Source organism: Rhodobacteraceae bacterium D3-12 (assembly GCA_025916135.1).
Taxonomy (GTDB): Bacteria; Pseudomonadota; Alphaproteobacteria; order Rhodobacterales; family Rhodobacteraceae; genus JAKGBX01.
Genome location: CP104793.1, coordinates 1,758,309 through 1,782,390, shown reverse-complemented (window position 1 = coordinate 1,782,390; position 24,082 = coordinate 1,758,309). Strand labels below are relative to the sequence as shown.

General features: G+C 59.5%; 19 protein-coding genes, 2 tRNA genes and 2 pseudogenes. 5 read left to right on the top strand and 18 right to left on the bottom strand.

All coding sequences use genetic code 11. From position 1 onward, the window contains the following. Nucleotides 1-82: 82 nt before the first annotated feature. The 5 genes and pseudogenes from N4R57_08805 to N4R57_08785 all read right to left on the bottom strand — a co-directional run bounded on the left by N4R57_08805 (nt 83) and on the right by N4R57_08785 (nt 4,723). Nucleotides 83-1,215: pseudogene (locus N4R57_08805) on the bottom strand (long-chain fatty acid--CoA ligase). Nucleotides 1,216-1,415: 200 nt separating this feature from the next. Then, a complete protein-coding gene (locus N4R57_08800) occupies nt 1,416-3,230 on the bottom strand; it encodes an ATP-binding protein (GenBank protein ID UYV39088.1) in 1,815 nt (604 codons plus the stop codon). After that, nucleotides 3,218-3,949 carry a hypothetical protein gene (locus N4R57_08795; protein ID UYV39087.1) on the bottom strand — a complete coding sequence of 244 codons (732 nt, stop codon included), beginning with the start codon at nt 3,947-3,949 and terminating at the stop codon, nt 3,218-3,220. Before N4R57_08795 ends, N4R57_08800 begins: the two co-directional genes overlap by 13 nt. Nucleotides 3,950-3,997: 48 nt before the next feature. After that, nucleotides 3,998-4,531 carry a response regulator gene (locus N4R57_08790; protein UYV39086.1) on the bottom strand — a complete coding sequence of 178 codons (534 nt, stop codon included), beginning with the start codon at nt 4,529-4,531 and terminating at the stop codon, nt 3,998-4,000. A 116-nt stretch (nt 4,532-4,647) separates the two neighbouring features. Beyond that, a tRNA-Val gene (locus N4R57_08785) sits at nt 4,648-4,723 on the bottom strand. Between the two features lie 135 nt (nt 4,724-4,858). Here N4R57_08785 and N4R57_08780 point away from each other — a divergent pair. Beyond that, entirely contained in the window at nt 4,859-5,323 is a 465-nt protein-coding gene (locus tag N4R57_08780) for a MaoC family dehydratase (GenBank protein UYV39085.1), read from the top strand. 63 nt (nt 5,324-5,386) lie between these two features. Here the strand turns inward: N4R57_08780 and N4R57_08775 are convergent, their stop codons facing one another. From N4R57_08775 to tgt, 6 genes are all read right to left on the bottom strand, one after another. Further along, nucleotides 5,387-5,959 (bottom strand): histidine phosphatase family protein, encoded by a 573-nt coding sequence (locus tag N4R57_08775; protein UYV39084.1) that lies wholly within the window; start codon nt 5,957-5,959, stop codon nt 5,387-5,389. Nucleotides 5,960-6,143: 184 nt separating this feature from the next. Then, nucleotides 6,144-6,650 (bottom strand): hypothetical protein, encoded by a 507-nt coding sequence (locus N4R57_08770; protein ID UYV39083.1) that lies wholly within the window; start codon nt 6,648-6,650, stop codon nt 6,144-6,146. A gap of 440 nt (nt 6,651-7,090) precedes the next feature. Next, nucleotides 7,091-7,165: transfer RNA gene (locus tag N4R57_08765), tRNA-Val, on the bottom strand. Between the two features lie 19 nt (nt 7,166-7,184). Continuing rightward, nucleotides 7,185-7,802, bottom strand: coding sequence for an HU family DNA-binding protein (locus tag N4R57_08760; protein UYV39082.1), 618 nt, complete (start codon nt 7,800-7,802; stop codon nt 7,185-7,187). 298 nt (nt 7,803-8,100) lie between these two features. Continuing rightward, the gene (gene lon / locus N4R57_08755) at nt 8,101-10,509 is read right to left on the bottom strand and encodes an endopeptidase La (protein UYV39540.1); all 2,409 of its coding nucleotides are present in this window, start codon (nt 10,507-10,509) and stop codon (nt 8,101-8,103) included. 446 nt (nt 10,510-10,955) lie between these two features. Beyond that, nucleotides 10,956-12,086: a tRNA guanosine(34) transglycosylase Tgt gene (gene tgt / locus N4R57_08750; protein UYV39081.1), complete on the bottom strand. Its 1,131-nt coding sequence runs from the start codon at nt 12,084-12,086 to the stop codon at nt 10,956-10,958. A gap of 201 nt (nt 12,087-12,287) precedes the next feature. Here tgt and N4R57_08745 point away from each other — a divergent pair, with 201 nt between their 5' ends. The 4 genes and pseudogenes from N4R57_08745 to tpiA all read left to right on the top strand — a co-directional run bounded on the left by N4R57_08745 (nt 12,288) and on the right by tpiA (nt 14,950). Further along, nucleotides 12,288-13,073, top strand: a complete 786-nt coding sequence (locus tag N4R57_08745) for an enoyl-CoA hydratase-related protein (GenBank protein ID UYV39080.1) — start codon at nt 12,288-12,290, stop codon at nt 13,071-13,073. 291 nt (nt 13,074-13,364) lie between these two features. After that, the gene (locus N4R57_08740) at nt 13,365-13,727 is read left to right on the top strand and encodes an SUF system Fe-S cluster assembly protein (protein ID UYV39079.1); all 363 of its coding nucleotides are present in this window, start codon (nt 13,365-13,367) and stop codon (nt 13,725-13,727) included. A 29-nt stretch (nt 13,728-13,756) separates the two neighbouring features. Further along, nucleotides 13,757-14,125, top strand: a complete 369-nt coding sequence (locus N4R57_08735; GenBank protein UYV39078.1) for an iron-sulfur cluster assembly accessory protein — start codon at nt 13,757-13,759, stop codon at nt 14,123-14,125. 73 nt (nt 14,126-14,198) lie between these two features. Then, nucleotides 14,199-14,950: pseudogene (gene tpiA, locus N4R57_08730) on the top strand (triose-phosphate isomerase). 133 nt (nt 14,951-15,083) lie between these two features. Here tpiA and N4R57_08725 read toward each other — a convergent pair. The 7 genes from N4R57_08725 to N4R57_08695 form a co-directional block, all read right to left on the bottom strand. Then, entirely contained in the window at nt 15,084-16,967 is a 1,884-nt protein-coding gene (locus N4R57_08725; GenBank protein UYV39077.1) for an SLC13 family permease, read from the bottom strand. A gap of 105 nt (nt 16,968-17,072) precedes the next feature. After that, a complete protein-coding gene (locus N4R57_08720; GenBank protein ID UYV39076.1) occupies nt 17,073-18,449 on the bottom strand; it encodes a TRAP transporter large permease in 1,377 nt (458 codons plus the stop codon). Further along, nucleotides 18,449-19,120, bottom strand: a complete 672-nt coding sequence (locus N4R57_08715) for a TRAP transporter small permease (GenBank protein ID UYV39075.1) — start codon at nt 19,118-19,120, stop codon at nt 18,449-18,451. The genes N4R57_08720 and N4R57_08715 overlap by 1 nt, the downstream gene beginning before the upstream one ends. Before the next feature lie 124 nt (nt 19,121-19,244). Beyond that, nucleotides 19,245-20,249, bottom strand: a complete 1,005-nt coding sequence (locus N4R57_08710; protein ID UYV39074.1) for a DctP family TRAP transporter solute-binding subunit — start codon at nt 20,247-20,249, stop codon at nt 19,245-19,247. A gap of 285 nt (nt 20,250-20,534) precedes the next feature. After that, the gene (locus tag N4R57_08705; GenBank protein UYV39073.1) at nt 20,535-21,002 is read right to left on the bottom strand and encodes a hypothetical protein; all 468 of its coding nucleotides are present in this window, start codon (nt 21,000-21,002) and stop codon (nt 20,535-20,537) included. A gap of 135 nt (nt 21,003-21,137) precedes the next feature. Continuing rightward, a complete protein-coding gene (locus N4R57_08700; GenBank protein ID UYV39072.1) occupies nt 21,138-22,367 on the bottom strand; it encodes a sigma-54 dependent transcriptional regulator in 1,230 nt (409 codons plus the stop codon). Next, entirely contained in the window at nt 22,364-24,031 is a 1,668-nt protein-coding gene (locus N4R57_08695) for an ATP-binding protein (protein ID UYV39071.1), read from the bottom strand. The genes N4R57_08700 and N4R57_08695 overlap by 4 nt, the downstream gene beginning before the upstream one ends. Nucleotides 24,032-24,082 lie beyond the last annotated feature (51 nt).

Below are 24,082 nucleotides of genomic sequence, written 5' to 3'. Positions count from 1 at the left end.
GATAGACGTTGAACCCGGAGTGAATGATCAACTCCTTGGTCCGCCCGACGATAAACAACCGCCCCTTATCGTCCATCCTCCCAAGGTCGCCTGACTTGAACCACCCGTCCGGCGTCATCACCGCTGCCGTCTGCTCGGGGTGTCCTTGAAATAACCCAGCATCACTTGCGGCCCGCCAATTTCGATCTCGCCGATGCCCTGCTCGGGCTGTGCGCCGGGGGCCTCAAGGTTGATACGCAACTCACTGCCCAGCATCGGCACGCCGACGGACACATCCGGATCGCCCTTCTCGCTGCGCGTCGCACAAACCCCCGCTGCCGTCTCGGTCAGCCCATAGCCATTCTGCAACGCGATGCCATAAAACGCCTCGGCCTCGCGCTTCCATGACGGATCAAGCGGCGCCCCGCCAGAGGAGGCAAACCGCAAAATCCCCTTGCTATAGCGCCCCTCACCACGCTCCCGCGCATAGTGAAACAACTGCGCATGCATCTGTGGCACCGCCGGCAAAACGGTGACATCCTCTTTCAACGCCTGATACAATCGCGCCACGTCAAACCGCGCTTCCAGCCGCGCACAGGCTTTGGCCCGCGTCACCGCCAGCAAGGTCACCAAACCAAAGATGTGGCTCAACGGCAGCGCAAGATAGGTGACATCCGACGCCACGATGCCACGCATTTCCTCGCTCGCCGCCGCCCCGGCCAACATCGTTGCATGGCTCAGCATGGCAGCCTTCGGCGCGCCGGTCGTCCCCGATGTGTAAAGCATGATCGCGATCGCGCGCGCGTTGTCGGTCTCAACCGGCTCCGGCACGGCTCCGGCGCGCGCCATAACGGCCATCTCGCCCACCGGCAGTGCCACGCTCTCGGCGTCAAAGGCCTCGGCCTGCGCGCGCGGCGCTTTGCCCGTGGCCACGCTAAACACCGCGGCCGCCGCATCCGAATGCGCCAAAATCCGGTCAAGCTCGGCCTTGGTCAGCCGCGCATTTACCGGTACCGCAATCGCATCCAGCATCGAACAGGCAAACAGCGCCGCCATGGCAACCGCCGCGTTTTCCAGCACGATCACAACCCGGTCACCCGCCCGCACGCCCTTGGCCTGCAACACATCGCTGGCCGCTTGCGCCCCGCGCTGCATCGTCGCCCAGTCATAACGTACATCGTCAAAATCAATCACCGCGCACTCGGCTCCCCGGTCGCGCGCGGCGTCAATCAACATGTCATGTAAACGCATGAACATCCTCCCCTTACAGGCCACTTTGACGTGCCTGTCGCGGTCTGTCACCCTGCGCCGCGCCCCACTTCGCCCCCGGTGCCGTAACGTCTTTTCCTTGTGGCCATGATCGCAACCTCTCGCCCGGGTGACACCACCGTCGCGCCAGTCACAAGCCAGTCACACGCCAGCCTCGCCTTAACCAGTCACGACGCCAGCGCCCGCGCCACCGCCATGAGGAAATCAGCCCTCGGAACCGGCTTCATCAAACGGATGTCCTCAGGGCGCAAACCATTGCCGTGAACCGTCGCCTCCGTGGCATAGCCCGACATGAAAATCATCGGCAACTCCGGCGTCAGCCCGCGTATCGCCTTGGCCAATGTTGTCCCCTGCAAAACACCCGGCATCACAATATCCGTGACCAGCAAGTCAAACCCCTCGGCGTTCTGGAAAATCTCAAGCACCTGATCCCCGCTCTCCGCCGGCGTAACGCGATACCCCGCCCGGCGCAGCGACGCCGCCAGAACCTTGCGAACCTGCTCTTCATCCTCAACCAACAGGATATGTTGCCCGTGAGAGGCCCGTTCCGCCTCCCCCGCCTGCGCGCGCGGCATCTCTGCTACAGCCCCCGTCACGGCCGGAAAATACAGCTTGATGGTCGTGCCTTCGCCCGGCTCCGTATACACCTGCACCGAGCCATTGGATTGTTTGACGAACCCTTCAATCATCGGCAGGCCCATCCCAGAGCCTTTCCCGGTCTCCTTGGTGGTGTAAAACGGGTCAAAGATATGGTGCAACGCCTCGGGCGCGATCCCGCAGCCCGTATCACTAACGGCAAGCATGACATACCGCCCCGGCTCAAGCTCGTGATCGCGCTGATCGACATAAAGCTCATCAATCCGCGCATTGGTGGTCTCAATCGTCAACTTGCCCGTGCCGTCCATCGCATCACGCGCATTCAACAACAGGTTCAATAGACATCTTTCCAGCGAACTCGCATCAAGCTCGGTGCGCCACAAACCCGCCAAAAGCGATGTCTCAACCTCAACCGTCTCGGGCAAGGCCCGCTGCATCCAGTGTTGGGCCGAGCGGACCACCGCGTTAAGGTCAAGCACCTCCGGCTTCAACGGCGCCTCACGCGCAAAGGCCAGCATCGACCGGGTAAGATCGGCCCCACGCCTGCTGGCCTCCAGCCCCGCCTCGATCTGGCCGCGGCGCAGCGGATCAGTTTCGCTTTCATAGAGCAGCTCAAGATTGCCCATGATGACAGCCAACAGGTTGTTGAAATCATGCGCGATACCTCCGGTCAGATGGCCGATGCTCTCCATGCGTTGCGCGCGATTGGCGATCACGGCCTGATGCTGCGCCTCTTTCAGCGCAGCAACCTCTGCCGTCACATCCACCACCACACCATCAATCCGATAAGTGCCATCACCAAGGTCGGTCACCGCGCCATGAAAATCGGCAACCCCCGTCTTTATCTCAAGACGCCGATAGAGCGCTGCGCCACTGCGCGCGCTCTCAAGCATCAAGGCAACGGCCGCGTCGACGTCTTTATCCAAATCTTCCGCGTCCAGTAACTGCGGGTCGTCATAGACCTGTTGCGGGGTAACGCCCCAATATTCCTCGGATCTCTCGCTCAGATAGAGATGTTTGACCACCTGCCCCGGCTTCCAAATCCCTTGATAAACAAGCCCCGGAAACCCCTCGGTCGCCAGCTTCAGCCGCTCCAGAGCCTCGTCATGCGCTTGGTTGAGTTTCTCGAAATCGGTCAAGTCGATATGCAAGCCAAAGCCGTCCGTGCGCCGCCCGTCCGCGCCCCCGCCAATCCGCCAGACCCGCTTGACGGTCATCAACTCGCCGCTCGTCTTGTAAACGCGCCCGATGTCGCTCGTCACCGAGCGGTCCCCCTCAAGCCCTTTCTGCATCCCGGCATTCAAGGCCTCGCGGTCATCCGGGTGCAAAAGGCTGAAATAGACGTCGCGCTGCTGGCTTTCCGGAACATCGTTCAAACCATACATGTCGAAAAACTCTGATCGTGCACAAAATCGGCACGCTCAGCATCAAACCGGAATGACCCTACCCCGGCTTCCTCATATAGCATGTGCAATTGCTGTCCGCGCAGGCTGTTCTCGCGCGTGACGCCGGATAATGTCCCCACATGCCGTATGATCAACCACGTCAGACCAAGCGACGCCCCAACCACAAGGTATGACACCAACAACAGAACGGTCTCTGTCAAAAGAGCGCTAAGACTGCCCCGCGCCACACCCCACACGACCGAAAGACTATGCAGCGCAAGAAAGAAAAGAAGCGCCACACCAAGCGCGCGCGGCGGTGGGCGATACCACTCGTCCGCCGGGGCAAGCTTGCGTCCCAACAGCCCGCCAAATACGTAGAGCCCCTGCGCGACGATCCCCACAATCGCCACATCTCCTCCGACAAAATACCGCGCCGTACCGCTAAAGACAAAAGCCCAAAGCCCGGCAATCGGCCCCCCCAGATAGCTTGCAAAAAACATCGGCCCGGCAACGCCGCTGATGATCGCACCACCCATCGGCATCACATAGGCGCCATGCACCAACATCAACGCAGTGACAGCAAACGAAAACCCAATCAGCGCCTCATGCACCCGTCCCCGGCGCGTCTTGCCGTGATAAACCAGCACGAAATACAGTGCCGCACCAAGCAAAAGATAGGCCGGAAAACTATGGATAATGGCAGTAACAATGTCTCTCATTCAATCGCGCCCGTGCTCCATATCATGCGCGCAAGCGCACCGTTCCCATCAAGCGCCGCTATCTCCGCCGCCCTCTGCCCAGCCGTTTCGCGTTACGGACATCGCATCCAACAAAATGGCCTCTTCGCCCAACATGGCCACGTATTTTTCGCGCTCGACCGGTTTGTAAATGCTGTTACCCACTGGCAGGTCACGCGCCTGGGCAATCATTTTGGCCGCCAACATCGGCGCATCCGCGCCCCCGGACATAAAACGCAGCCGCATAGGCCGCTTCACCAAAATGATCTCTTCGATCGCCGCGATCCCGTCCATCACCGGCATATTGATGTCAATCAACACCAAAACCGGTGACCGCCCTTCTGAAACCGCCGCCAGAATATCTCCGCCATTCAAACAGGTTTTCACCGACCAACCGGCACGCTCGCTAAATGCAGAGAGCACTTCTAAAAATCCAGAGTCGTCGTCGGCTATCACAATTTCCGGCATCGCCTCTCCCCAGAAACACGCGGATGCATTGTAACGAGCATAGGGGAACTGACTAACAAGTCTAGGAATATGCCAAAAATCAGCGCGGCCACTCATCACAGCCCGAATGCCACGCCGATCAACCAGAGCATGCAGCAACCACGCTACGCACAAGTCGCACGCTGCGCTCAGGTCAAAGGCGCAAACCTACATCCAAGAACCGGAGGGGGAAATGGTGGGTCGTGAGAGGCTCGAACTCCCGACATCTTCGGTGTAAACGAAGCGCTCTACCAACTGAGCTAACGACCCGGAACCGAGTGGCTGATTACCGCGCCCGCGCGTCCCTTGCAAGCCCTTTTCCACACCGATTGCACATCACATTCCACTTGACCTTCCGTCACCGGTTCGGCTCCCCTGCGCAAAACCGAAATCAGGAGCCAAATCATGACGTTCGATCCGACCAAACACCAAACCCACCCGACGCGCCCCTTCGATGATTTTGAACTTGGCGAAGTCTTTCGCGCCCCCTCGCGCACCATGACCTCCGCCCTCTTTGCCGCCTTTCAAACCGCCAGCGGCGACAATCACCCGATCCACTATGATCGCGCCTATCTCGAACGGCTCGGCCACCGTGACCTCATGGCGCATGGCTATCAAACGCTGATTCAGGCCGCCATCGGTGCCGCCCCGCTCGCCCACCAAATGGGCGAAGCCCTGATCGGCTTTCTTGATCAATCCTCACGTTTCCGCGCCCCGGTCTACCTCGGCGACACACTCTACCCGACGTTCACGATCACCAAACTGGACAAACGCGACACCACCGGCACGATGACCCTCGCCATCACCATCCACAACCAATCCGGCACGCTGGTGCTCGACGGTCATCAAACCTATCTGATGCGGCTCTGACGCGCCCTTGCTTCTTTCCAGAAACACGCCACCCCAAGCCTGCCAAACCGCCAGTCTAACTATCTAACTGTGCGTCACTTCCACCCCGTCGCGCAGTTCAATAACCACGCCCTGCTTGCGCTCCATCGTTTCCATATCCGCCACACTCAACCCGCGCGCCTTGGCCCGCAGAAAACTCAACATAATGCCGTGGCTGATCACAATCGCCGGCGTCTGCACCGACCGAAGAAACGCCCCTGCCCGCGCCCAAAGCTCATCCTCCCCCTCGCCGCTGCTCGACAGACACAGCTCGACAATCCCCATCTGCCCAAGCGCCGGTGACGAGGCAATGACATCCGGATAATACAGCCCCTGCCAGTCGCCCATATGGACCTCCTTCAGCCGCTCATCAAAAACCGGCTCGATCCCGATCGGCGCCAACGCCCGCTCCGCCGTCTGACGGGTGCGCTTTTGCGGACTGCAATAGGCCCGTGTCTCTTCGGGCAGCGCCAACCCGCTCAGGATCTCGCCCTGACGCAGCGCATGCCCCTGCCCGCGCTCGTTCAACTCGCTTTCCATCTGCCCCTGAATACGCTTGTCGCGGTTCCAATCTGTCTCGCCGTGACGCAAAAAGTATAAAGGTGGCAAGGTCATCATCGCTCGATCTCCTAAAAGGTTTCGCCCCAAAGAAAACCGCGCTCATCCCCCTTGGCAACCCCACCCGCAGCGTCACAGCACAAAAGACCACAAAAGAACTGGCCCGACCGTCATTCAAGACAGCCGGGCCAGTCGCGTCATTGCTCATTCAGCGGGGCAAATCCCCCGCCACGCCATCAAAGCGTTATTGCAGCTTTTCAACCACGTTATCGGCAAATGCGGCGATCATCGCGGTGTAGAACACATCGCTGTTGACCTTGACCGTCTCCATATCGGTGCCTTCCGGGTAATAGGCCTTGGCTTCCAGAGCGGTCACGCTCAGCTCATAAAGCTCTTCGGGAAGCTCAACCACTTCGCCCTTCTCGTCATAGGTCCGCTCGATCTTGACCCAGCCTTTCAGAGTCGAGTCAGCGAGATTGTTGGCAATCTCGAAGTTGTTGGCGAGCGATACCTCGTCAATATCAATGGTGATGATGGCGCCTTTGTCGCTGATGCGGTCGGTCAATCGGGCCAGAAGCGCTTCCTCCAGCGTGCCATCAACAGTTTTCCACACACCGGCGGCCTTGGCGTTTTCAATCGCCGCCATATCGGTCATCACGTCGATGTCCTTGACCATCATCTTATCTGCATGGGCTGCACCGGTCAGGGCAAGAGTACTGGTCAGGGCGGCGCTCAGAATCAGGGTTTTCATTGGTCTCTCCATTCGTCGTTGGTGCCGTTTCAGGCTGTGGTCGAACAACGTGCGCAACCGACGATGGTTCCGATAAAACTTCAAACCCCATTGCTTCCCCCGCGTCAGCCGGGAGTGCTGAGAGCCTATAAAGAAACCCTTCCTAACACCTGTTTTAAAACAATTTTTTCCAATCAGGAGCGCGCCAAAACCAATCCCCTTTCGCACGCCGCCTCACAACCGCGTGACGCCGCGAAAAGACCAAAACAATGCGCCGCCCGTGCGGTTGCCCCGCCCGTTCAGCCGCTAAATTTCGACGCTAACGAACAAGCTGAGTGACCCCTGAAAACGTTAATGCGCGCACCGAAAAGCCCTCCCCAAAAGGAACGCCAAAAGCGATACGCGCAGGTCATCCCATCAACCCGCGCAGCTGCCGCTGTCTCTCAAAAAAACCAGATAGTTGGTGGGTGATAAGAGATTTGAACTCCTGACATCTTCGATGTGAACGAAGCGCTCTACCACTGAGCTAATCACCCATTGCGGGGGCTTCTAGCGTTACTCGGCAGCCTCTGCAAGTGGGTCTTTATCGCCCGCAGCCTCTGACCCGGCCTTGTCCGTTCCGCCCTCATCCGGCTTGACCAGAGGTTGGCGAATGCGCGTGGTAAACACCTTCCCGTTCGACAGCGTCTTGCTGCGTGTGACCTTGAGCTTGCCAAAACCCGGAAGGTTGATTTCCTGACCGTCGGCAATCGCCTCGCCCAACACCTCAAGCGCCGCCTCAAGGGCCGCCTTTGCGTCGCGCCGCTTGATCCCGGCCTTTTCGGTCACCAGTTCAATGAATTCTTTCTTGCGCAGGGTCGCGCCGGTCACAACGGGGGTGACTTCGCTCACCACAACCGGCTCCACAGGCGCTGCCGCCGGAACCTTGGCCGAAGCCTTTACCGGTGTTTTCACCGCGTCTTTGACCGCAACCTCCGGCGTAACGCTCGCTCCCCCAGCGACCGGAGCCTTGCTCGCGCTCTTACGCGCCGTCGTGGCGGGCTTTTTCGCCGCCGTTTTGCGCGTCGCACTCGCCGCGGTGGCCGGGCTCTTCGCCTTGGATGCTGTGGTCTTTTTCGACGCTGCACGCGTCGTGGTGGCCGTCTTACGGCCGGTGGTCTTGCGGGGTGCCATGTCTGTCTCGCCTCTGGTTACAACTACTCGAAGTGGTGTTTTTATTATGCCTAGTAGCTTAACAACTTACCCCCCCAATATCTAGGGTAAGTTGCCACAGCCCCCTGTTCCACTGCGGTTTTCCTCATAAAACGACCGGATGCATGCATCTGACACGCGCTTATGCATCACGTATCCGCGGCTCGCCCCAACGCCTCCTCTCAAACCAAAGCCCCAAAACGAAACCGGCCGCCTCCGGGAGAGTATCCCAAAGGCGGCCAGCCATTTCTTTCAAACCGGGGCAAAGCCGGCGCGGGGCTTAATGCGCCGTCGCGCCCGAACCCTCTCCCTTCGCCGCCAGAGCAGCAGCCGCAGCCGCCTCTTCGGCCGCCTCGTCCCACTCAACGGCTTCGGGCGCAGAAACCAGCGCTTTTTCAAGCACTTCCGAGACGTGATTCACAGGGATGATGTTCAATCCCTCTTTCACATTGTCCGGAATTTCCGCCAGATCCTTCTCGTTCTCCTCGGGGATCAAAACCGTCTTGATCCCGCCACGCAGCGCCGCCAACAGCTTCTCTTTCAAGCCGCCAATCGGCATCGCATTGCCACGCAGAGACACCTCACCCGTCATCGCAATATCCTTGCGCACCGGAATGCCCGTCAGAACCGAAACAATCGACGTCACCATCGCAAGACCGGCACTCGGCCCGTCCTTGGGCGTCGCCCCGTCCGGCACGTGAACGTGAATGTCCCACTTCTCGAACTGCGGCGGTTTCACCCCGATTTGCGGCGCGATCGAGCGTACATAAGATGACGCCGCATCAATGCTCTCTTTCATCACGTCGCCCAACTTACCGGTGGTCTTCATCCGCCCCTTACCCGGCAGACGCAGCGCCTCGATATTCAGCAACTCACCGCCGACCGAAGTATAGGCCAGACCGGTCACAACACCGACCTGATCCTCTTCTTCAGCAAGCCCATAACGGAACTTCTTCACGCCAAGGAAATCGTCGATATTCTCGTCACTTACGACGATCTTCTCATCCTCTTTCTTAACGATCCGCGTCACCGCCTTACGGGCAATCTTGGCGATCTCACGCTCAAGGTTCCGCACCCCCGCCTCGCGGGTGTAATGGCGGATAATCGCGGTCAACGCGCTGTCCTCAACCGTGAACTCGCCTTTCTTGAGACCGTGGTTCTTGACCTGCTTGTCGAGCAAATGCTGCTTGGCAATCTCGCGCTTTTCGTCCTCGGTATACCCCGCCAGCGGAATAATCTCCATCCGGTCCAGCAGAGGCCCCGGCATGTTATAGCTGTTCGAAGTGGTCAGGAACATGACGTTGGAAAGGTCGTATTCCACTTCCATATAGTGGTCGACAAAAGTGGAATTCTGCTCCGGATCAAGCACTTCGAGCATGGCGCTCGCCGGATCACCGCGGAAATCCTGCCCCATCTTGTCGATCTCATCGAGCAGGATAAGCGGGTTCGTCGTCTTGGCCTTTTTCAGCGCCTGAATGATCTTGCCCGGCATCGAGCCGATATAGGTCCGCCGATGCCCGCGAATTTCGCTCTCATCGCGCACCCCACCAAGACTGATGCGGATAAATTCGCGCCCCGTCGCCTTGGCAACCGATTTCCCAAGCGAGGTTTTACCCACGCCCGGCGGTCCAACCAGACACATGATCGGCCCTTTAAGCTTCTTGCTGCGCTGCTGCACCGCAAGATACTCAACGATCCGTTCTTTAACCTTTTCAAGGCCATAGTGGTCCTGATCCAGAATGTCCTGCGCCTTGTGCAGGTCCTTCTTGACGCGGCTCTTCACCCCCCACGGAATGCTCAGCATCCAGTCGAGATAGTTGCGCACCACGGTCGCCTCGGCGCTCATCGGGCTCATATTCTTCAGCTTCTTAAGCTCGGCTTCCGCCTTGTCCCGCGCCTCTTTCGAGAATTTGGTCTCGGCGATTTTGGCTTCCAGCTCGGCAATCTCGTTGCCGCCCTCTTCGCCGTCACCCAGCTCCTTCTGAATGGCCTTCATCTGCTCATTCAGGTAATATTCCCGCTGAGTGCGCTCCATCTGGCTCTTGACGCGCGTCTTGATCTTCTTCTCGACCTGCAGAACGCTCATCTCGCCCTGCATCAGGCCATACACCTTCTCCAGCCGCTCGCTCACGCTCAACGTCTCAAGCAGGTCCTGCTTCTGGTCAACTTCAATGCCCAGATGCCCGGCCACAAGATCGGCCAGCTTGGCCGACTGATCGGTTTCCGCCACAGCCGCAAGCGCCTCTTCCGGGATATTCTTGCGCACTTTGGCATAGCGTTCAAACTCCGCCGTCACAGTGCGCTGCAAGGCTTCAAGCGTCGCCGCATCGCCCGGCATTTCGGTCAAATACTCGGCCCGCGCCTCGAAAAAGTTATCATTTTCAAGGTATTCGGTAATCCGCACCCGCGCCACACCCTCAACCAACACCTTCACGGTGCCATCGGGCAGCTTCAACAGTTGCAGCACATTGGCCAGAACCCCGGCCTTGTAAATCCCACTTGCTTCCGGCTCATCAATGGCCGGGTCGATCTGGCTCGACAGCAGGATCTGCTTGTCATCGGCCATCACTTCTTCCAGCGCGCGCACCGATTTTTCACGGCCAACGAAAAGCGGCACAATCATATGTGGGAACACCACAATATCGCGCAGCGGCAGCACCGGGTAAGAAGCGTTCAGTGGCTCTTGCATGCTCATAATTTGCTCTGGTCCTTGTTCTTGGCAAGACGCCCGACCCCTCATCGAGGCAGTTCAAGGCATCTCCACGTTTCCGGAAAGTTAATCTGGGCCTTGCCTGAGCCAGATTCAACCTTTGCCCGGCAGAATGCCCGCCCACGCCTGCGCCCGCAAGACACGATTGCCCTCGCAGTTAAGACAGCCGTGTTTTTCCCGCCTTTACAGACGCTTTTTTACCCATTTCCCGAAAATTCGTGCAAATTTCGCGAATTTCGGCGCGTTTTCCGCCTCAAACCCGGCAGATCCACCCTCTTTCCACGCCTTCCAAATTCGCCCCGCTGGGCAAATCCGCCCACCAATCGCTTCATCTTGACCAAAAATATCCCCGCCAGAGGCATCGGGACGGCGGGCGGGGCGACCTGCGCACAGCAGGAGCGCCGTCCCACCGTTCCGCTCTCACCTCAAAGCGGCTCTATATCGCCCTCGGCCCGGCCCGCATGAAACGCCGCCTCCCAGGCCTCGAACCGCCCCTCGGCAATCGTGCCGCGCATGCCGTCCATGATCTCTTGGAAATAATGCAGGTTGTGCCAGGTCAAAAGCATCCCCGAAATCATCTCTTGTGCGCGAAACACATGATGCAAATAGGCCCGCGAATAACTCCGGCACGCCGGACATGTGCACGCCTCATCGAGCGGCCTCGGGTCATCCGCATGACGCGCATTCTTGATGTTGACCACACCACGGCGCGTAAACACCTGCCCCGTCCGTCCCGAACGGCTCGGCAACACGCAATCCATCATGTCCACACCGCGTTTCACCGCGCCGACAATATCATCCGGCTTGCCCACACCCATCAAATAGCGCGGGCGATCTTCGGGCAAATACCCCGGCGCATAGTCGAGACAATCAAACATCGCCTCCTGCCCCTCGCCCACGGCCAGCCCGCCAATCGCATAGCCCTCAAACCCGATTGCCTTCAACGCCTCGGCACTTTCCTCGCGCAGATCAGACTCCAGCCCGCCCTGCATAATCCCGAACAACGCATGACCCGGCCGGTCGCCAAACGCGTCGCGCGACCGCGCCGCCCACCGCATCGACAGGCGCATGCTCTCGGCAATCCGTTCGCGATCCGCAGGCAGGGCCGGACATTCGTCAAAACACATCACGATATCGCTGCCCAACAGGCGCTGGATCTCCATGCTGCTCTCGGGGCTCAGCACATGTTTCGAGCCGTCAATATGGCTCTTGAAGGTCACACCCTCTTCGGTCAGCTTGCGCAACCCGGCAAGGCTCATCACCTGAAACCCGCCACTATCGGTCAGGATCGGACGCTCCCAATTCATGAACTTGTGCAAGCCGCCCAAACGCGCCACCCGCTCTGCACCGGGACGCAGCATCAAATGATAGGTATTGCCAAGCAGGATATCGGCGCCGGTTTCGCGCACGCTTTCGGGCAGCATCGCCTTGACCGTGGCGGCGGTGCCCACGGGCATGAACGCGGGCGTGCGCACCTCGCCCCTTGGCGTTTCGATCACCCCGGTGCGCGCGGCGCCATCCGTGGCCTTCAGCTTGAATGAGAATTTTTCCGACATGTCACCGCTCTTGGCGCAAGACGCGGGCTTTGCCAAGGGGGCAGCACGCGAAAACCCGCCCGACATTCGCCCGACACGCAACCAATGTTAGACTTCGGTTGCGCGCGGTCCCAAGCGTTTCCTCCTCGCCCCTCGCGCCGCGCCAGCCATGGACAGTTGCCCCCCCTTGCGCCACACTCCCGCCCAAGAAGGAGAGCTTACATGAACCAGATGACCACCGCCGACCTCGTCCATAGCGAAACAACTGACGGCATGACGACCCTCACGCTGCTGAACGGCAAGGCGCATCCGCTCTCCCTCGCTATGATCACCGCCCTGCACGAGGCCGTCACCACCGCAAGCCAGGATGACGCCACGCGCGTGCTGATCCTGCATGGGCCGGGCCATATCTTCTGCGCCGGTCACGACCTCAAGGAAATTTCCCGCCACCGCGACGATGATGACTCGGGCGAAGCCTTCCTCACCCGCCTGTTCGAGGCCTGCGCCGCGATGATGCAGGCGATCACCAATTGCCCCAAACCCACCATCGCGCGCGTCGAAGGCATCGCAACCGCCGCGGGGCTGCAAATCGTCGCCGCCTGTGATCTGGCTTTCGCCACCGATGCGGCCACATTCTGCCTGCCCGGTGTGCGCAATGGCGGCTTTTGCACCACGCCTGCCGTGACCGTGTCACGCGCGGTGGGGCGCAAACACCTGATGGAGCTCTTGCTCACCGGCGCGCCCAAAGACGCCGCATGGGCCCTGCGCGCCGGCTTGATAAACGAGGTGAAGCCCGCCTCAGAAATTGCGGCGCATGTCAACGACCTCGCCCACGCGATGACCGCCTATAACCTCGGCCCGATCGCGGCGGGCAAAGCCTGCACCAATGCGCACCTCGATATGGACATCGCCTCGGCCTATGACTCCGCGACCGAGGTGATGGTCTCGCACTTCATGGACCCCGATCGCATCGCGCACGAAGCGCGCTCTCGCTGGAAAGCCAACTGATTTCCGTCACGGAAATCAGCCAAAAATCCGTCACGGATTTTAACCGCGCCACAGCATGCGCCGCACCATGGTTTCAACGCCACGTCAGGCCGCACCGAACGCTGAATTAACCTTAACGCGCGTTAACATATTCAGGAATCGGATGTCATACGCATTGCAGCCGGAAGTCAGCCGAAGGTCACCCCCCTAAATCACACCGATCGGTGCGATTAACCTTTGTCGCACCGCCCCCCCTTTACGGCCTGCACCACGATCCTTATATGATTTATCAGGAAATACGCCGAGGCCCCCATGACCGAACACACCGAGCCACTCGAAGGCACCCCGCTAATCGCGCCGTCAACCACATCGCACCCGCTCTACGATTCGATCGTGGATGCGTGCCGCACGGTTTATGACCCTGAAATTCCAGTGAATATTTACGATCTCGGGTTGATCTACACGATCGAGATTTCCGATGAATCCGATGTCAGTGTCATCATGAGCCTCACCGCTCCGGGCTGTCCCGTGGCCGGTGAAATGCCCGGCTGGGTCGCCGAAGCCATCGGCCCGGTTCCGGGCGTGAAATCGGTTGATGTCGATCTCACGTGGGAACCCCAATGGGGCATGGACATGATGAGCGACGAAGCCCGCCTAGAACTAGGCTTTATGTAATCTAATCAACGGACTGGAAGGAGAAGCTCATGTTTGGCATTCCTGGGAAACAGGCCGTCACCATGACAGACAAAGCCGCCGCACAAATCGCGAAACTGATGGCCAAAGACGGCCACCAAGGGCTTCGCATTGGCGTCAAAAAAGGCGGCTGTGCTGGCATGGAATACACTATGGACTACGTGAATGAGGTCGACCCCCACGACGAAGTGGTCGAACAAGAAGGCGCGCGCGTCATGATCGCTCCGATGGCCCAGATGTTCCTGTTTGGCACGGAAATTGACTATCAAATCAACCTCTTAGAGGCCGGTTTTGTTTTCAACAACCCGAACGTATCCGAGGCCTGCGGCTGCGGTGAATCGATCAAATTCGACGAAAATCTGACCCAGGGTCAGAACTGACCAACGCCCCCTTTCCTCAGAGGCCACATCACGGTATCACCACCCTCGGAACTTGGTGATATGAGGGATCGTGATGCGGCGTAAACTGGCAGCAGGCAACTGGAAAATGAACGGCGTTAGCGCCGATCTGTTCGAGGTGGAAACCCTTGTTAAGGCTCACAAATCCGCCGCCATCGACGTGCTGATCTGCCCCCCTCAACGCTGCTTTTCCGCATGTCGCAACTCACCCAAGACAGCGCGCTCGCGACCGGCGGTCAGGACTGCCACGCCGCCGCCCTTGGCGCCCACACCGGCGAACTCTCCGCCGCCATGCTCCAAGACGCCGGCGCCTCTTATGTCATCCTTGGCCACTCCGAACGCCGTAGCGATCATTTTGAAACCTCCGAAGCCGTCCGCGCCAAAGCACGCGCTGCCCAAGCCCTTGGTCTCACAGCAATAATCTGCGTTGGAGAAAGCCTCGATCAACGCGAAAGCTCCAACACACTCGACATTATCGCGGGCCAACTCGCAGCGTCCCTGCCCGACAATTCCACCGCTGAAACCCTTGTGATCGCCTATGAACCGGTCTGGGCTATTGGCACTGGCAAGGTTCCGACGCTCGCCCAAATCGGCGAAGTGCATGACTTCATCCGCGCCCGCCTCGAACGCCGCTTCGGCGCTGGCGTCGGGCGCGGCACGCGCATTCTCTACGGCGGTTCTGTCAAGCCCGACAACGCCGCAGACATCTTCCGCGTCCCCAATGTAGACGGCGCGCTCGTCGGCGGCGCCTCCCTCAAAGCTGCCGATTTCTCGCCCATTATCAAAGCCTTGGAAGAAACCGCTTAAGCTGCCTCTTCGTCTATCCGAAACCTTTTCGGGGGGGCAGTCTGGCCGTCAGATTAAAACAGCCTCCGGGCCGCCGCCCAGTGCGAGCGAAGGAAAACCGCCGCCATATCACGGTGTCCCGCTTCGTTTAAGGTCAATACACCAGTTGCATCATGACCATCGACACGATTAAAAAGATCACCGTCATCACGCTGCCGGAACGTACAAAATCCGCCACCTTATACCCCGCCGGCCCCATGATCAGGGCGTTCACCTGATGCGTCGGGATAAGGAATGAATTCGACGTCGATATCGCCACAGTCAGCGCAAAAATCGCCGGATCTCCCCCCGCTTCCAACGCAATTGACACCGCCAGCGGCACCAGCAAAACAGTCGCGCCCACATTCGACATAACCAGCGTGAACACCGTGGCCAAAACCGCCACCCCCACCTGTAATGCCCAGATCGGCCAGCCCTCCAAAAGCAACAGAATTTGCTGCGCAATCCACGCCGCCGTGCCAGTCTCCTGCACCGCCTGACCCAATGGAATAAGGCTCGCGAGCAGGAAAACGGTCTGCCAACTCACGGCATCATAGGCCTCGTCAATCCGCAGAACCTGCGCCCCGATCATCCCCGCCGCCCCAACAAGAAGCGCCAGCGACAAGCGCATGTCAGTGAACAGGATCAACCCCAGAGCAATGGCAAAAAACAGCACCGCCCAGCCAACTTTCTTGGGTCGCATCTCCTCGCGGGGGAAATCCGTCGTCACCACCACGAAATCGCGGTTCTGCCCCATCTTGGCGAGCGCATCCCATGTCATGAACGCGGCCAGCGTATCGCCCTCCTGCAGTGGAATGTTCAAAATATCGTCGGCCGCTTCCTCTTGTGTTTCCACAAGGCTGAACGTCTGCCCCGTGCGATGCACCGCCAACAGGCTCATTCCATAGGTCCGCCGCATGGCAAGCTCCAGTGGCGTCTTGCCGATCACCGGACTGGACGGGCGCACAACCACCTCGCCAACCCCCGCGACCGTGGGGGCGAAATCTTCGGCAAAAATGTCGAGCTCCTGCAAAACCTCGAGCCCATACCAGCTGGCAACCTCTTCGATGGTCTTGCGCCGTCCCAATATGGCGAGCCGACAGGGCGTCTGAATTTTCGTCGCGACCGGTGGCGTCATATACCGCTTACCGCCATGGTAAGAGCCTATAATATATAGGTTATGCGCGACCATAATGTCGCGAAATTCTTGCCCCTCAAGCAGGTTACCTGCCGGGAAAATCACCTCAACGATGTCCGACTTCAACCCATAGGTTTGCTGTAAATAGGCCCCAACCCCCTGCCCCGACGTGCGCCCGCTGGACGAGTCGCGCACCGGCAAAACCCAACGCCCCAACAGCACAAAATAGATGATCCCAGACAGCACGAGCGCCACCCCGACAGGCGTCACCGCAAACAGCCCGAAGGTCTCCATCTTCTGCCCCTCAGGAAGCGAGTGGTTTGACGCAATAATCAAATCATTCAAAAGGATAAGCGGCGACGAGCCCACCATCGTCATCGTCCCGCCAAGGATCGCGCAAAACCCCATCGGCATCAGCAACCGGCTCAGCGGCAGCCCCGTGCGCACGGAAATCCGGCTCACCACAGGCAAAAACAACGCCGCCGCCCCGACATTCTGCATAAACGACGAAATCACCCCGACCGTGCCCGATATGATCGGAATGATCTTGGCCTCGGTGCGCCCGCCATGTCGCAGGATCACCGCCGCCAGTTTGCTCATCAACCCGGTCCGGTCCAACCCGGCACCGATAATCATCACCGCAATGATCGAAATCACCGCATTTGAGGCAAAACCGTCAAACAAATGCGCCGGATCAGCAAGTTCCCCCATCCCCGGAAGCTGGCTCAACACGCCAAGCAAGACCATCATCAGGATCGCGGTGAAATCAATGCGAAAGAACTCGGTCACGAACAAAACCACCGTCAGCGCCAGAACCGCCAGCACAACGACCATTTCCAAGCTTAGCGTGATCGGCTCCATTCCGTCTCCTCCTCGCGGATCAGGTTACGCACATCCCCCCTTAACGCCAAACGAAAAAGGCGACCCATTGGGCCGCCTTCATCCGTACTTTCAATGGGTTCTGCCCTATTTCGTCACGATCTCCGGCCCCATGAAGGTGTTGGGCAGCCATGTCGAAAGGAACGGAATGTAGGTGACCATGATCAGGAAGACGAAAAGCACCGCAAGGAACGGAAGCGCCGCGCGCACCACGCTCATCATCGGCATACCCGCCACGCCCGACGTCACGAACAGGTTCAAACCCACCGGCGGGGTGATCATCCCGATCTCCATATTGACCACCATGATGATGCCCAAATGGATCGGATCAATCCCCAACTCCATCGCAATCGGGAACACCAGCGGCGCAACAATCACCAACAGGCCCGATGGCTCCATGAACTGGCCACCGATCAACAGGATCACGTTGACCACAATCAAAAACATCACCGGCCCAAACCCGGCGCTCAACATCGCACCGGCAATCTCTTGCGGCACCTGCTGCTCGGTCAAAACATGTTTAAGGATCAACGCGTTAGCAATCACAAACAGCAAGGTTACGGTAAGCTTTCCCGCCTCAAACAACGTCTGTTTGGTGTCTGGATGGAAGAACGCCGTAACAAGCGTTTGTGGCCTTTGCAGCAGGGATTTCTTGCCGCGCTCGCCCTGCTCGGCCAACGGCCCCATATCGCGGTAAACAAAGACCGAGATCAGGAAAGCATAGACAGCAGCCACAGCGGCGGCCTCTGTCGGGGTGAAAATCCCGCCATAAATCCCGCCAAGGATGATAACGATCAGGAACAAGCCCCAACCGGCCTCGCGCCCGCTTTCAAAAATCTCGCCCCAGCCTTGCCATTCGCCCTTGGGCAGGTTCTTGACCTTGGCCATGACATAGATCGTGACCATCAGCATGAAGCCGGCCATCAACCCCGGGATCACCCCGGCAAGGAACATCCGCCCCACCGACACTTCGACGCTCGCGGCGTAAACCACCATCACGATCGACGGCGGGATCAAAATGCCCAGCGTGCCTGCGTTACAGATCACACCGGCTGCGAATTCCTTGGAATAGCCCACCTGCCGCATCCCCGCGATCACGATCGAGCCGATCGCCACCACCGTCGCCGGAGATGACCCCGAAAGCGCGGCAAACATCATACAGGCAAACACGCCCGCAATCGCCAATCCACCCGGCAAATGCCCCACGCAAGCGATAGAAAAACGGATGATCCGCTTGGCCACGCCGCCCGTCGACATAAAGCTTGATGCAAGGATAAAGAACGGAATAGCCAGCAGGGTAAAATGCCCCTCAAAGGCTTCGAACAACGTGCCGGCAACCCCGGCCATCGTCGCATCCGAATACCATAACAGGAACAAAACCGAGCTGAGCCCCAGCGACACAGCAATTGGCACACCGATCAGCAAAAAGCCGATCACCATCGCAAAAAGAAGAACCACATCCATCAGCTTGCCCCCTCGACCTTGGCCCGCGCATCGTCGATTTCATCCTCGACCTCGTGGCTTGCAACCAGCCTGTCAATCCGCCCCTGCCAGACCTGCATCGCTACCTGCAAAAAGCGGACGAGCAGCAAAATCATCGACACCGGCAACACGATATACGGCACAACTTTGGGCAGCTTCTCATAGGCCTCACCATAGTTGATCCAGTCCTCTAGGAACCGCAGCGGCGCGATCATCGGCACGTCTTGCACCTCGTAAAACCCTTGCCCGCGGAACTTGTCCACAAGCCCGGTCGGGAACCATCGCCCCGATGTCGGCGGCAATTCGGCAAAGACGGCCCAATAGTCATAAGCGCCTTTGAGCATCAGGAACGAGAAGATCAGACAAAACGCCACCGATACCAACGCCAACCCCCGGCGCATCGGCGCCGAAAGCATGTTCACAATCGCATCGACTCCAAGGTGGCTATGGGTTTTCACTGCATAGGACGCGCCCAGCAACACCAGCCATGCAAACAGGAACACGGTAAGCTCGAGCGCCCACAAGATATTGGAATTGAACACGAACCGCGCGATCACATTGGCAAATGTTATCAATGTCATCAGCCCAAGGATCACCGCAATCAGCGTCTCCTCAATCTGGTCGGTCCACGACTTATGCTGCTTGTGCTGCATTGTCCCCCTCCTGCGGTTTCACCCGCCCCTTGCTTGGAAATCGGGCGGGCCGTTTGCTTCAAAACAGCCCGCCCACAATTTTCATCCGGTTATCCCCGGATCACAGGCCCGATCAACGGTTGGCTCACAGGCCTGCGTTGATCTCCTGTGCCGCGTCGATCATGTCCTGACCAACGTCGCCTGCGAATTTCGCCCAAACCGGCTTCATCGCTTCAACCCAAGCCTGGCGCTGTTCCGGCGTCAGCTCACGGATCACACCGCCCGCATCCAGAACCGATTGCTTCGCCGCTTGGTTCACCGCAAAGGATTCAGCGTTCCGCGTGGTGGTCACTTCCTTGAGAATGGTCAGGAACTGATCGCGCACATCGGGCTCAAGACTGTCGAGCCAATCAACGCTCGTCACCACAAGATAGTCGATGACACCGTGGTTGGTTTCGGTTGTGCCGTCCTGAACTTCAAAGAACTTCTTGCCGTAAATGTTGGACCAAGTGTTCTCCTGCCCGTCCACAACACCCTGTTGCAGCGCGCCGTAAACTTCCGAGAAGGCCATCTTCTGCGGGCTGCCACCGATCGCTTCCATTTGCGCAACCAAAACATCCGAGCTTTGCACCCGGAACTTAAGCCCATTGGCATCCGTCGGGTTCACCAGCGGCTTGTTGGCCGACATTTGCTTCATGCCGTTGTGCCAAAACGCCAGCCCTTGCAGACCGCGGCGCTGCATGCTGTTCAGCATGGCCTGACCGTTGTCGCTGTTTTGGAAAGCATCAACCGCGTTGATGTTCTTGAACATGAACGGCAGGTCAAACAGGCGGAACTGTTTGGTGAATTTCTCGAACTTCGACAGCGACGGCGCCGCCAGCTGAACATCGCCCTGAAGCATCGCTTCCAGAACTTTGTTGTCGTTATAAAGCGTGGAGTTCGGGAAAACCTCCATGCACATCTTGCCGTTCATCTCTTCGTTCACACGCTTTTCCAAAAGCGACGCAGCAATCCCTTTGGGGTGCTTGTCGGTGTTGGTCACATGCGCGAATTTGACGACGATCTCGCCTTCGTCACAGGCATTTGCCGATACAGCCGAAGCCGTCACAGCCAGAGCAAGCGCAGTTGCAGCGGTTGTCAGGAATTTCATGGTTTTCCTCCCAGAATTGAAACCTCGCCCCGCAATAGGGCTACGGCGCAATCCTCACGATTGTGTGAGTTTCGCTCAAGGGTTCAGCGCATCAGCCGTAAATCGCACAGGTTTTAATCTGTTTATCAACGACTTATCGGTATGTGAGGGGCGCATAGCCGACACGCCCAAGGCGCATTGTGCGGCTTTCCGCACAGCATCACCGAAACTTGTGCGAAATTCCGCACACTCATCCAACGTGATTCTCAACCGGAATTCGGGTTTTTCCTGCGCCGAAAACGCCGGTTACTGACCAACGTCCCACGTCAGACCAAGGGTTACCAATCCGCGCGCGCCGCCCGCGTCATTGGGCAGGAACTGAACATAAACATGCCCGTGACGAAGCTCCAGCCCGCCAATGCCGACAATATCGTTGCCAAGATGGGTCTTGAACCGATGCCCATCACCGGGATACCACGCCAAACCGCCAAAGGCCGAAACCCCGCCCTTCTCCCACTGAAAAAGCGGCAGATGCGCGGCAACGGCGACCGACCCGCGCTTATAGCTGTTGACATAGGCGCCAATGGAATAGCCCAGCTTTTCCCCTTCCCACGTCGCGAAAACGCCGGGGTTAACCTCGTGAAACCCGCTCGCCCCGATATGTTTCGAGCCGAGCAAAATCGAAAAACGATCGGGCCCCGCCTGCACCGGCGTCGCCCAAACAGCCAGCCCGCAAATCGCGGCATTCACAAGGTTCATCACTGGTCGTTGCATGGCTCAGCCCGTCTGTTCAGCGCCCCCTCGGCCACCCTGCTCATGGGCGCGGGCCGCAATCAACCATGCTGCCACCCAAGCGCGCATTCTCTCTGCGAATGTCGCAAATTCAGCACGTTACGCCGAGCGCCGCAGCTAGCGGCGGTAATCCTCCGGGCGAATACCATACCGGGCGAGCTTGTCGTAAAACGTCTTGCGCGGCAGTTTAAGCGCTTCTGCCGCCGCCGCCGCCTTGCCGTTCTGCCGCCCCAATGCCGCGATCAAAAGCGAACGCTCCACCTGCGCCATCTGCTCGCTCAGGCCCAACTCTCCGCTGGTCTGCGCCTCTTCCGGCATCCCCAGAACAAACCGCATCGCCGCCGACATAAGCGAGCGCGCATTGCCCGGCCAATCCTGTGCCATCAACCCGGCCACATGTTCGGGGCTGACCTCGGGCACCTTCAACCCCGCCTGCTCCGCCGCCTGCGCGACATAATGACGGTAAAGCACCGGAATATCCTCGGGCCGCTCGCTCAACGCCGGAATACGCACCTGCATCACGTCCAGCCGATAAAACAGATCGGCGCTAAAGGTGCCGGCCTCGACCCGCTCCGACAGTTCCCCTGTCGTGCCCGCAATCACCCGCAGACCCGCGCCCTGTTCCAAGCGCTCCAACAGCTCGTATTGCCCGGCCTCGCTCAAAGCGCCGATCTCATCAAGAAACAGCGCGCCCCCCGCCGCGTCCTGACACATCCGGTCCAGCTCCCCAACGCTCAACGCCGCCGCCGGGCGCTTGACGAACGGCCCCTGCGCCGCACGTGACATCAGGTGGATCACCTCGGCCACTTTGGAAATCCCGCTGCCCGGCGGCCCGGTGACAAGCACTTCAGCCTCGGTCGCCGCCACGTTGCGCACCTTGTCGCGCAACGCCTCCGCCCGGCCTGACGAGCCAAAGATCATCCGCGCGGCCGGGTCTCCCGCCTCCAATTGCGCCTTCAGCCTGCGGTTCTCCAACACCAAGGCGCGGGTTTTTAACGCCTGCTCCACCACCGCAATCAAATCTGCCGGCGCACAGGGTTTTTCAAGGAAGCCAAACGCCCCCAGCCCCATCGCGCGAACCGCCATCGGAATATCGCCCTCTCCCGTCAAAAGGATCACCGGCAATTCCGCGTCCACCCCCTGCGCATGCTCCAAAAGGTGAAACCCGTCGCGCCCCGGCATGCGGATGTCGGACACGATCACCCCCTCGAACCCGCGCTGGATATGGTCCTTTGCCGCCACGAAAGAGCCCGCCACAAGCGGCTCCAACCCATTCAGATCAAGCGTCTGGCGCGTCGCTTCGCGCACCGCCGCGTCGTCATCGACAAACAGAACCTTGCGTGTCACGCCGCCTTCTCCTCTTCGTGCCAATACTCCAACTCAACAGTGAACACCGCCCCCTGCCCCGGCGCATTCTCACCGCGGATATTGCCACCAAAACTTTGCACCAAACCGTAAGAAATCGACAGGCCAAGACCCATGCCTTCTTCGGTGTCGCCGCCCACTTCCTTGGTTGAATAAAACGGCTCGAAAATCCGCTCCTGATCGGCGATGCCGGGGCCCGTGTCGCGCACCACAACGCACAATCGCGCACCGGCCTTGATCTCGATGCCGATAACCTTCTCGCGTGGCTGCTCGGCCATGGCATCGGCCGCATTGTTGATCAGGTTCACAAACACCTGCGTCAACCGCACATCACCGCCATATGCAAACACCCCCGCCTGCGCCGGGGACCAGTTCAGCGCGACGCCATCGCGCTGCAATCGCACGTTAGTCAACTCAACCGCCGCGTCGATCACCTTCACCAGATCGACCCGCCCCATCGGCTCGCTCTCGTTGCGCGCAAAGGCGCGCAGGTTCTTGATGATCCGCGCCGCCCGCCCCGCCAGCGCCGAAATCCGCGACAGGTTCTGCTCGGCCACCTCCGGCTTGCCTCGCTCCAGAAAGGCCGCGCCGTTTTCGGCGTATTGCTGGATCGCCATCAAAGGCTGGTTCAACTCGTGGCTGATGCCCGCGCTCATCTGCCCCAACGCGCTCAGCTTTCCGGCCTGCACCAGATCGGCCTGCGCTTTTTTAAGCTCTGCGGTGCGCGCCGCCACACGCGCCTCCAGCAACCTGTTCGCCTCCGCCAATGTCCGCCGCCGCTCGGTCGCCAAAAACAACAGCGCCCCGAACGCCAGCCATAGCGCCGCAAAAACCGCCGTCTGCAAGCGTGCCAGCCGCACCGCCGGGCCGGTATCAACCAGCGCCTCTGCCGTCATGCCGATCACCGGCAACGCCTTGGTCAAATGCAGCGACCGCGCCGGGATATACGCTCCCCAATCCACCGCCCAGACCTCGTGTGGGCCGATCACGCGACGCTCAAAACCGGTGCTGATCCCTTGGCGCGGGCGCAATCCCGCGCCCTCACCCGCGCGTGTCCAGAATAATATTTCCGAGCGGTTCGAGATAAAGACGACCCCGCGCGCGTCGGTAAAGAAAACCACCGGGCGACTGCCGCGCCAATCCCACTCGACGTTGTCGATATCGACCGCAACAACCAACACCCCGCGCACCCTGCCGCTGTCGCCAAACTCCGGTGCCGCAAAATAATAGGTCCGCCGCCCGTCTGGCACCACCCCATGCCCGGTGCCCAAGGCACCCTGCATGGCCCGCGCGATCAACGCGGGCCCCGCTCCGCCCAAACCGGCTTGCACTTCGGCCACAACCGCGCCCGCCGCGTCCAGATATTGGATGTTCAAAGCCGAGGTCTTGTCCGCCGCCTCAAGCAACAATGCCCGCATCGCGGCCCGGTCGCCGCTCCGCAACGTCGGGTTATCAGCCAGCAAAACCGCTAGATCCTGATAGCGTTGCAACTGCCCCGTCACCCGATCCGCCGCCAGCGCAAGGTCGGCGCGGGCGCGCTGCGCCAATTGGTCCAACGCCTGCCGCTGGGCATAGCTGAACACAGCCGCGCTCATCACCGCCACAAGCACAAGAAACCCAAGGCCAAGCCCGGCCCGTCTGATCATACCCGCCGTCATGCCCTTATCTAACCGCCCCGCCCTTGCATTGACCAGAGC

Bases quoted from the DNA above. Each gene is read 5' to 3' on its own strand.
- N4R57_08745 (UYV39080.1), top strand. From the start codon at position 12,288: ATGAACCAGATGACCACCGCCGACCTCGTCCATAGCGAAACAACTGAC.
- N4R57_08710 (UYV39074.1), bottom strand. From the start codon at position 20,249: ATGAAATTCCTGACAACCGCTGCAACTGCGCTTGCTCTGGCTGTGACG.
- N4R57_08715 (UYV39075.1), bottom strand. From the start codon at position 19,120: ATGCAGCACAAGCAGCATAAGTCGTGGACCGACCAGATTGAGGAGACG.
- lon (UYV39540.1), bottom strand. From the start codon at position 10,509: ATGCAAGAGCCACTGAACGCTTCTTACCCGGTGCTGCCGCTGCGCGAT.
- N4R57_08760 (UYV39082.1), bottom strand. From the start codon at position 7,802: ATGGCACCCCGCAAGACCACCGGCCGTAAGACGGCCACCACGACGCGT.
- N4R57_08705 (UYV39073.1), bottom strand. From the start codon at position 21,002: ATGCAACGACCAGTGATGAACCTTGTGAATGCCGCGATTTGCGGGCTG.
- N4R57_08720 (UYV39076.1), bottom strand. From the start codon at position 18,449: ATGGATGTGGTTCTTCTTTTTGCGATGGTGATCGGCTTTTTGCTGATC.
- tgt (UYV39081.1), bottom strand. From the start codon at position 12,086: ATGTCGGAAAAATTCTCATTCAAGCTGAAGGCCACGGATGGCGCCGCG.
- N4R57_08795 (UYV39087.1), bottom strand. From the start codon at position 3,949: ATGAGAGACATTGTTACTGCCATTATCCATAGTTTTCCGGCCTATCTT.
- N4R57_08740 (UYV39079.1), top strand. From the start codon at position 13,365: ATGACCGAACACACCGAGCCACTCGAAGGCACCCCGCTAATCGCGCCG.
- N4R57_08790 (UYV39086.1), bottom strand. From the start codon at position 4,531: ATGAGTGGCCGCGCTGATTTTTGGCATATTCCTAGACTTGTTAGTCAG.
- N4R57_08735 (UYV39078.1), top strand. From the start codon at position 13,757: ATGTTTGGCATTCCTGGGAAACAGGCCGTCACCATGACAGACAAAGCC.
- N4R57_08800 (UYV39088.1), bottom strand. From the start codon at position 3,230: ATGTATGGTTTGAACGATGTTCCGGAAAGCCAGCAGCGCGACGTCTAT.
- N4R57_08775 (UYV39084.1), bottom strand. From the start codon at position 5,959: ATGATGACCTTGCCACCTTTATACTTTTTGCGTCACGGCGAGACAGAT.
- N4R57_08725 (UYV39077.1), bottom strand. From the start codon at position 16,967: ATGGAGCCGATCACGCTAAGCTTGGAAATGGTCGTTGTGCTGGCGGTT.
- N4R57_08780 (UYV39085.1), top strand. From the start codon at position 4,859: ATGACGTTCGATCCGACCAAACACCAAACCCACCCGACGCGCCCCTTC.
- N4R57_08770 (UYV39083.1), bottom strand. From the start codon at position 6,650: ATGAAAACCCTGATTCTGAGCGCCGCCCTGACCAGTACTCTTGCCCTG.
- N4R57_08695 (UYV39071.1), bottom strand. From the start codon at position 24,031: ATGATCAGACGGGCCGGGCTTGGCCTTGGGTTTCTTGTGCTTGTGGCG.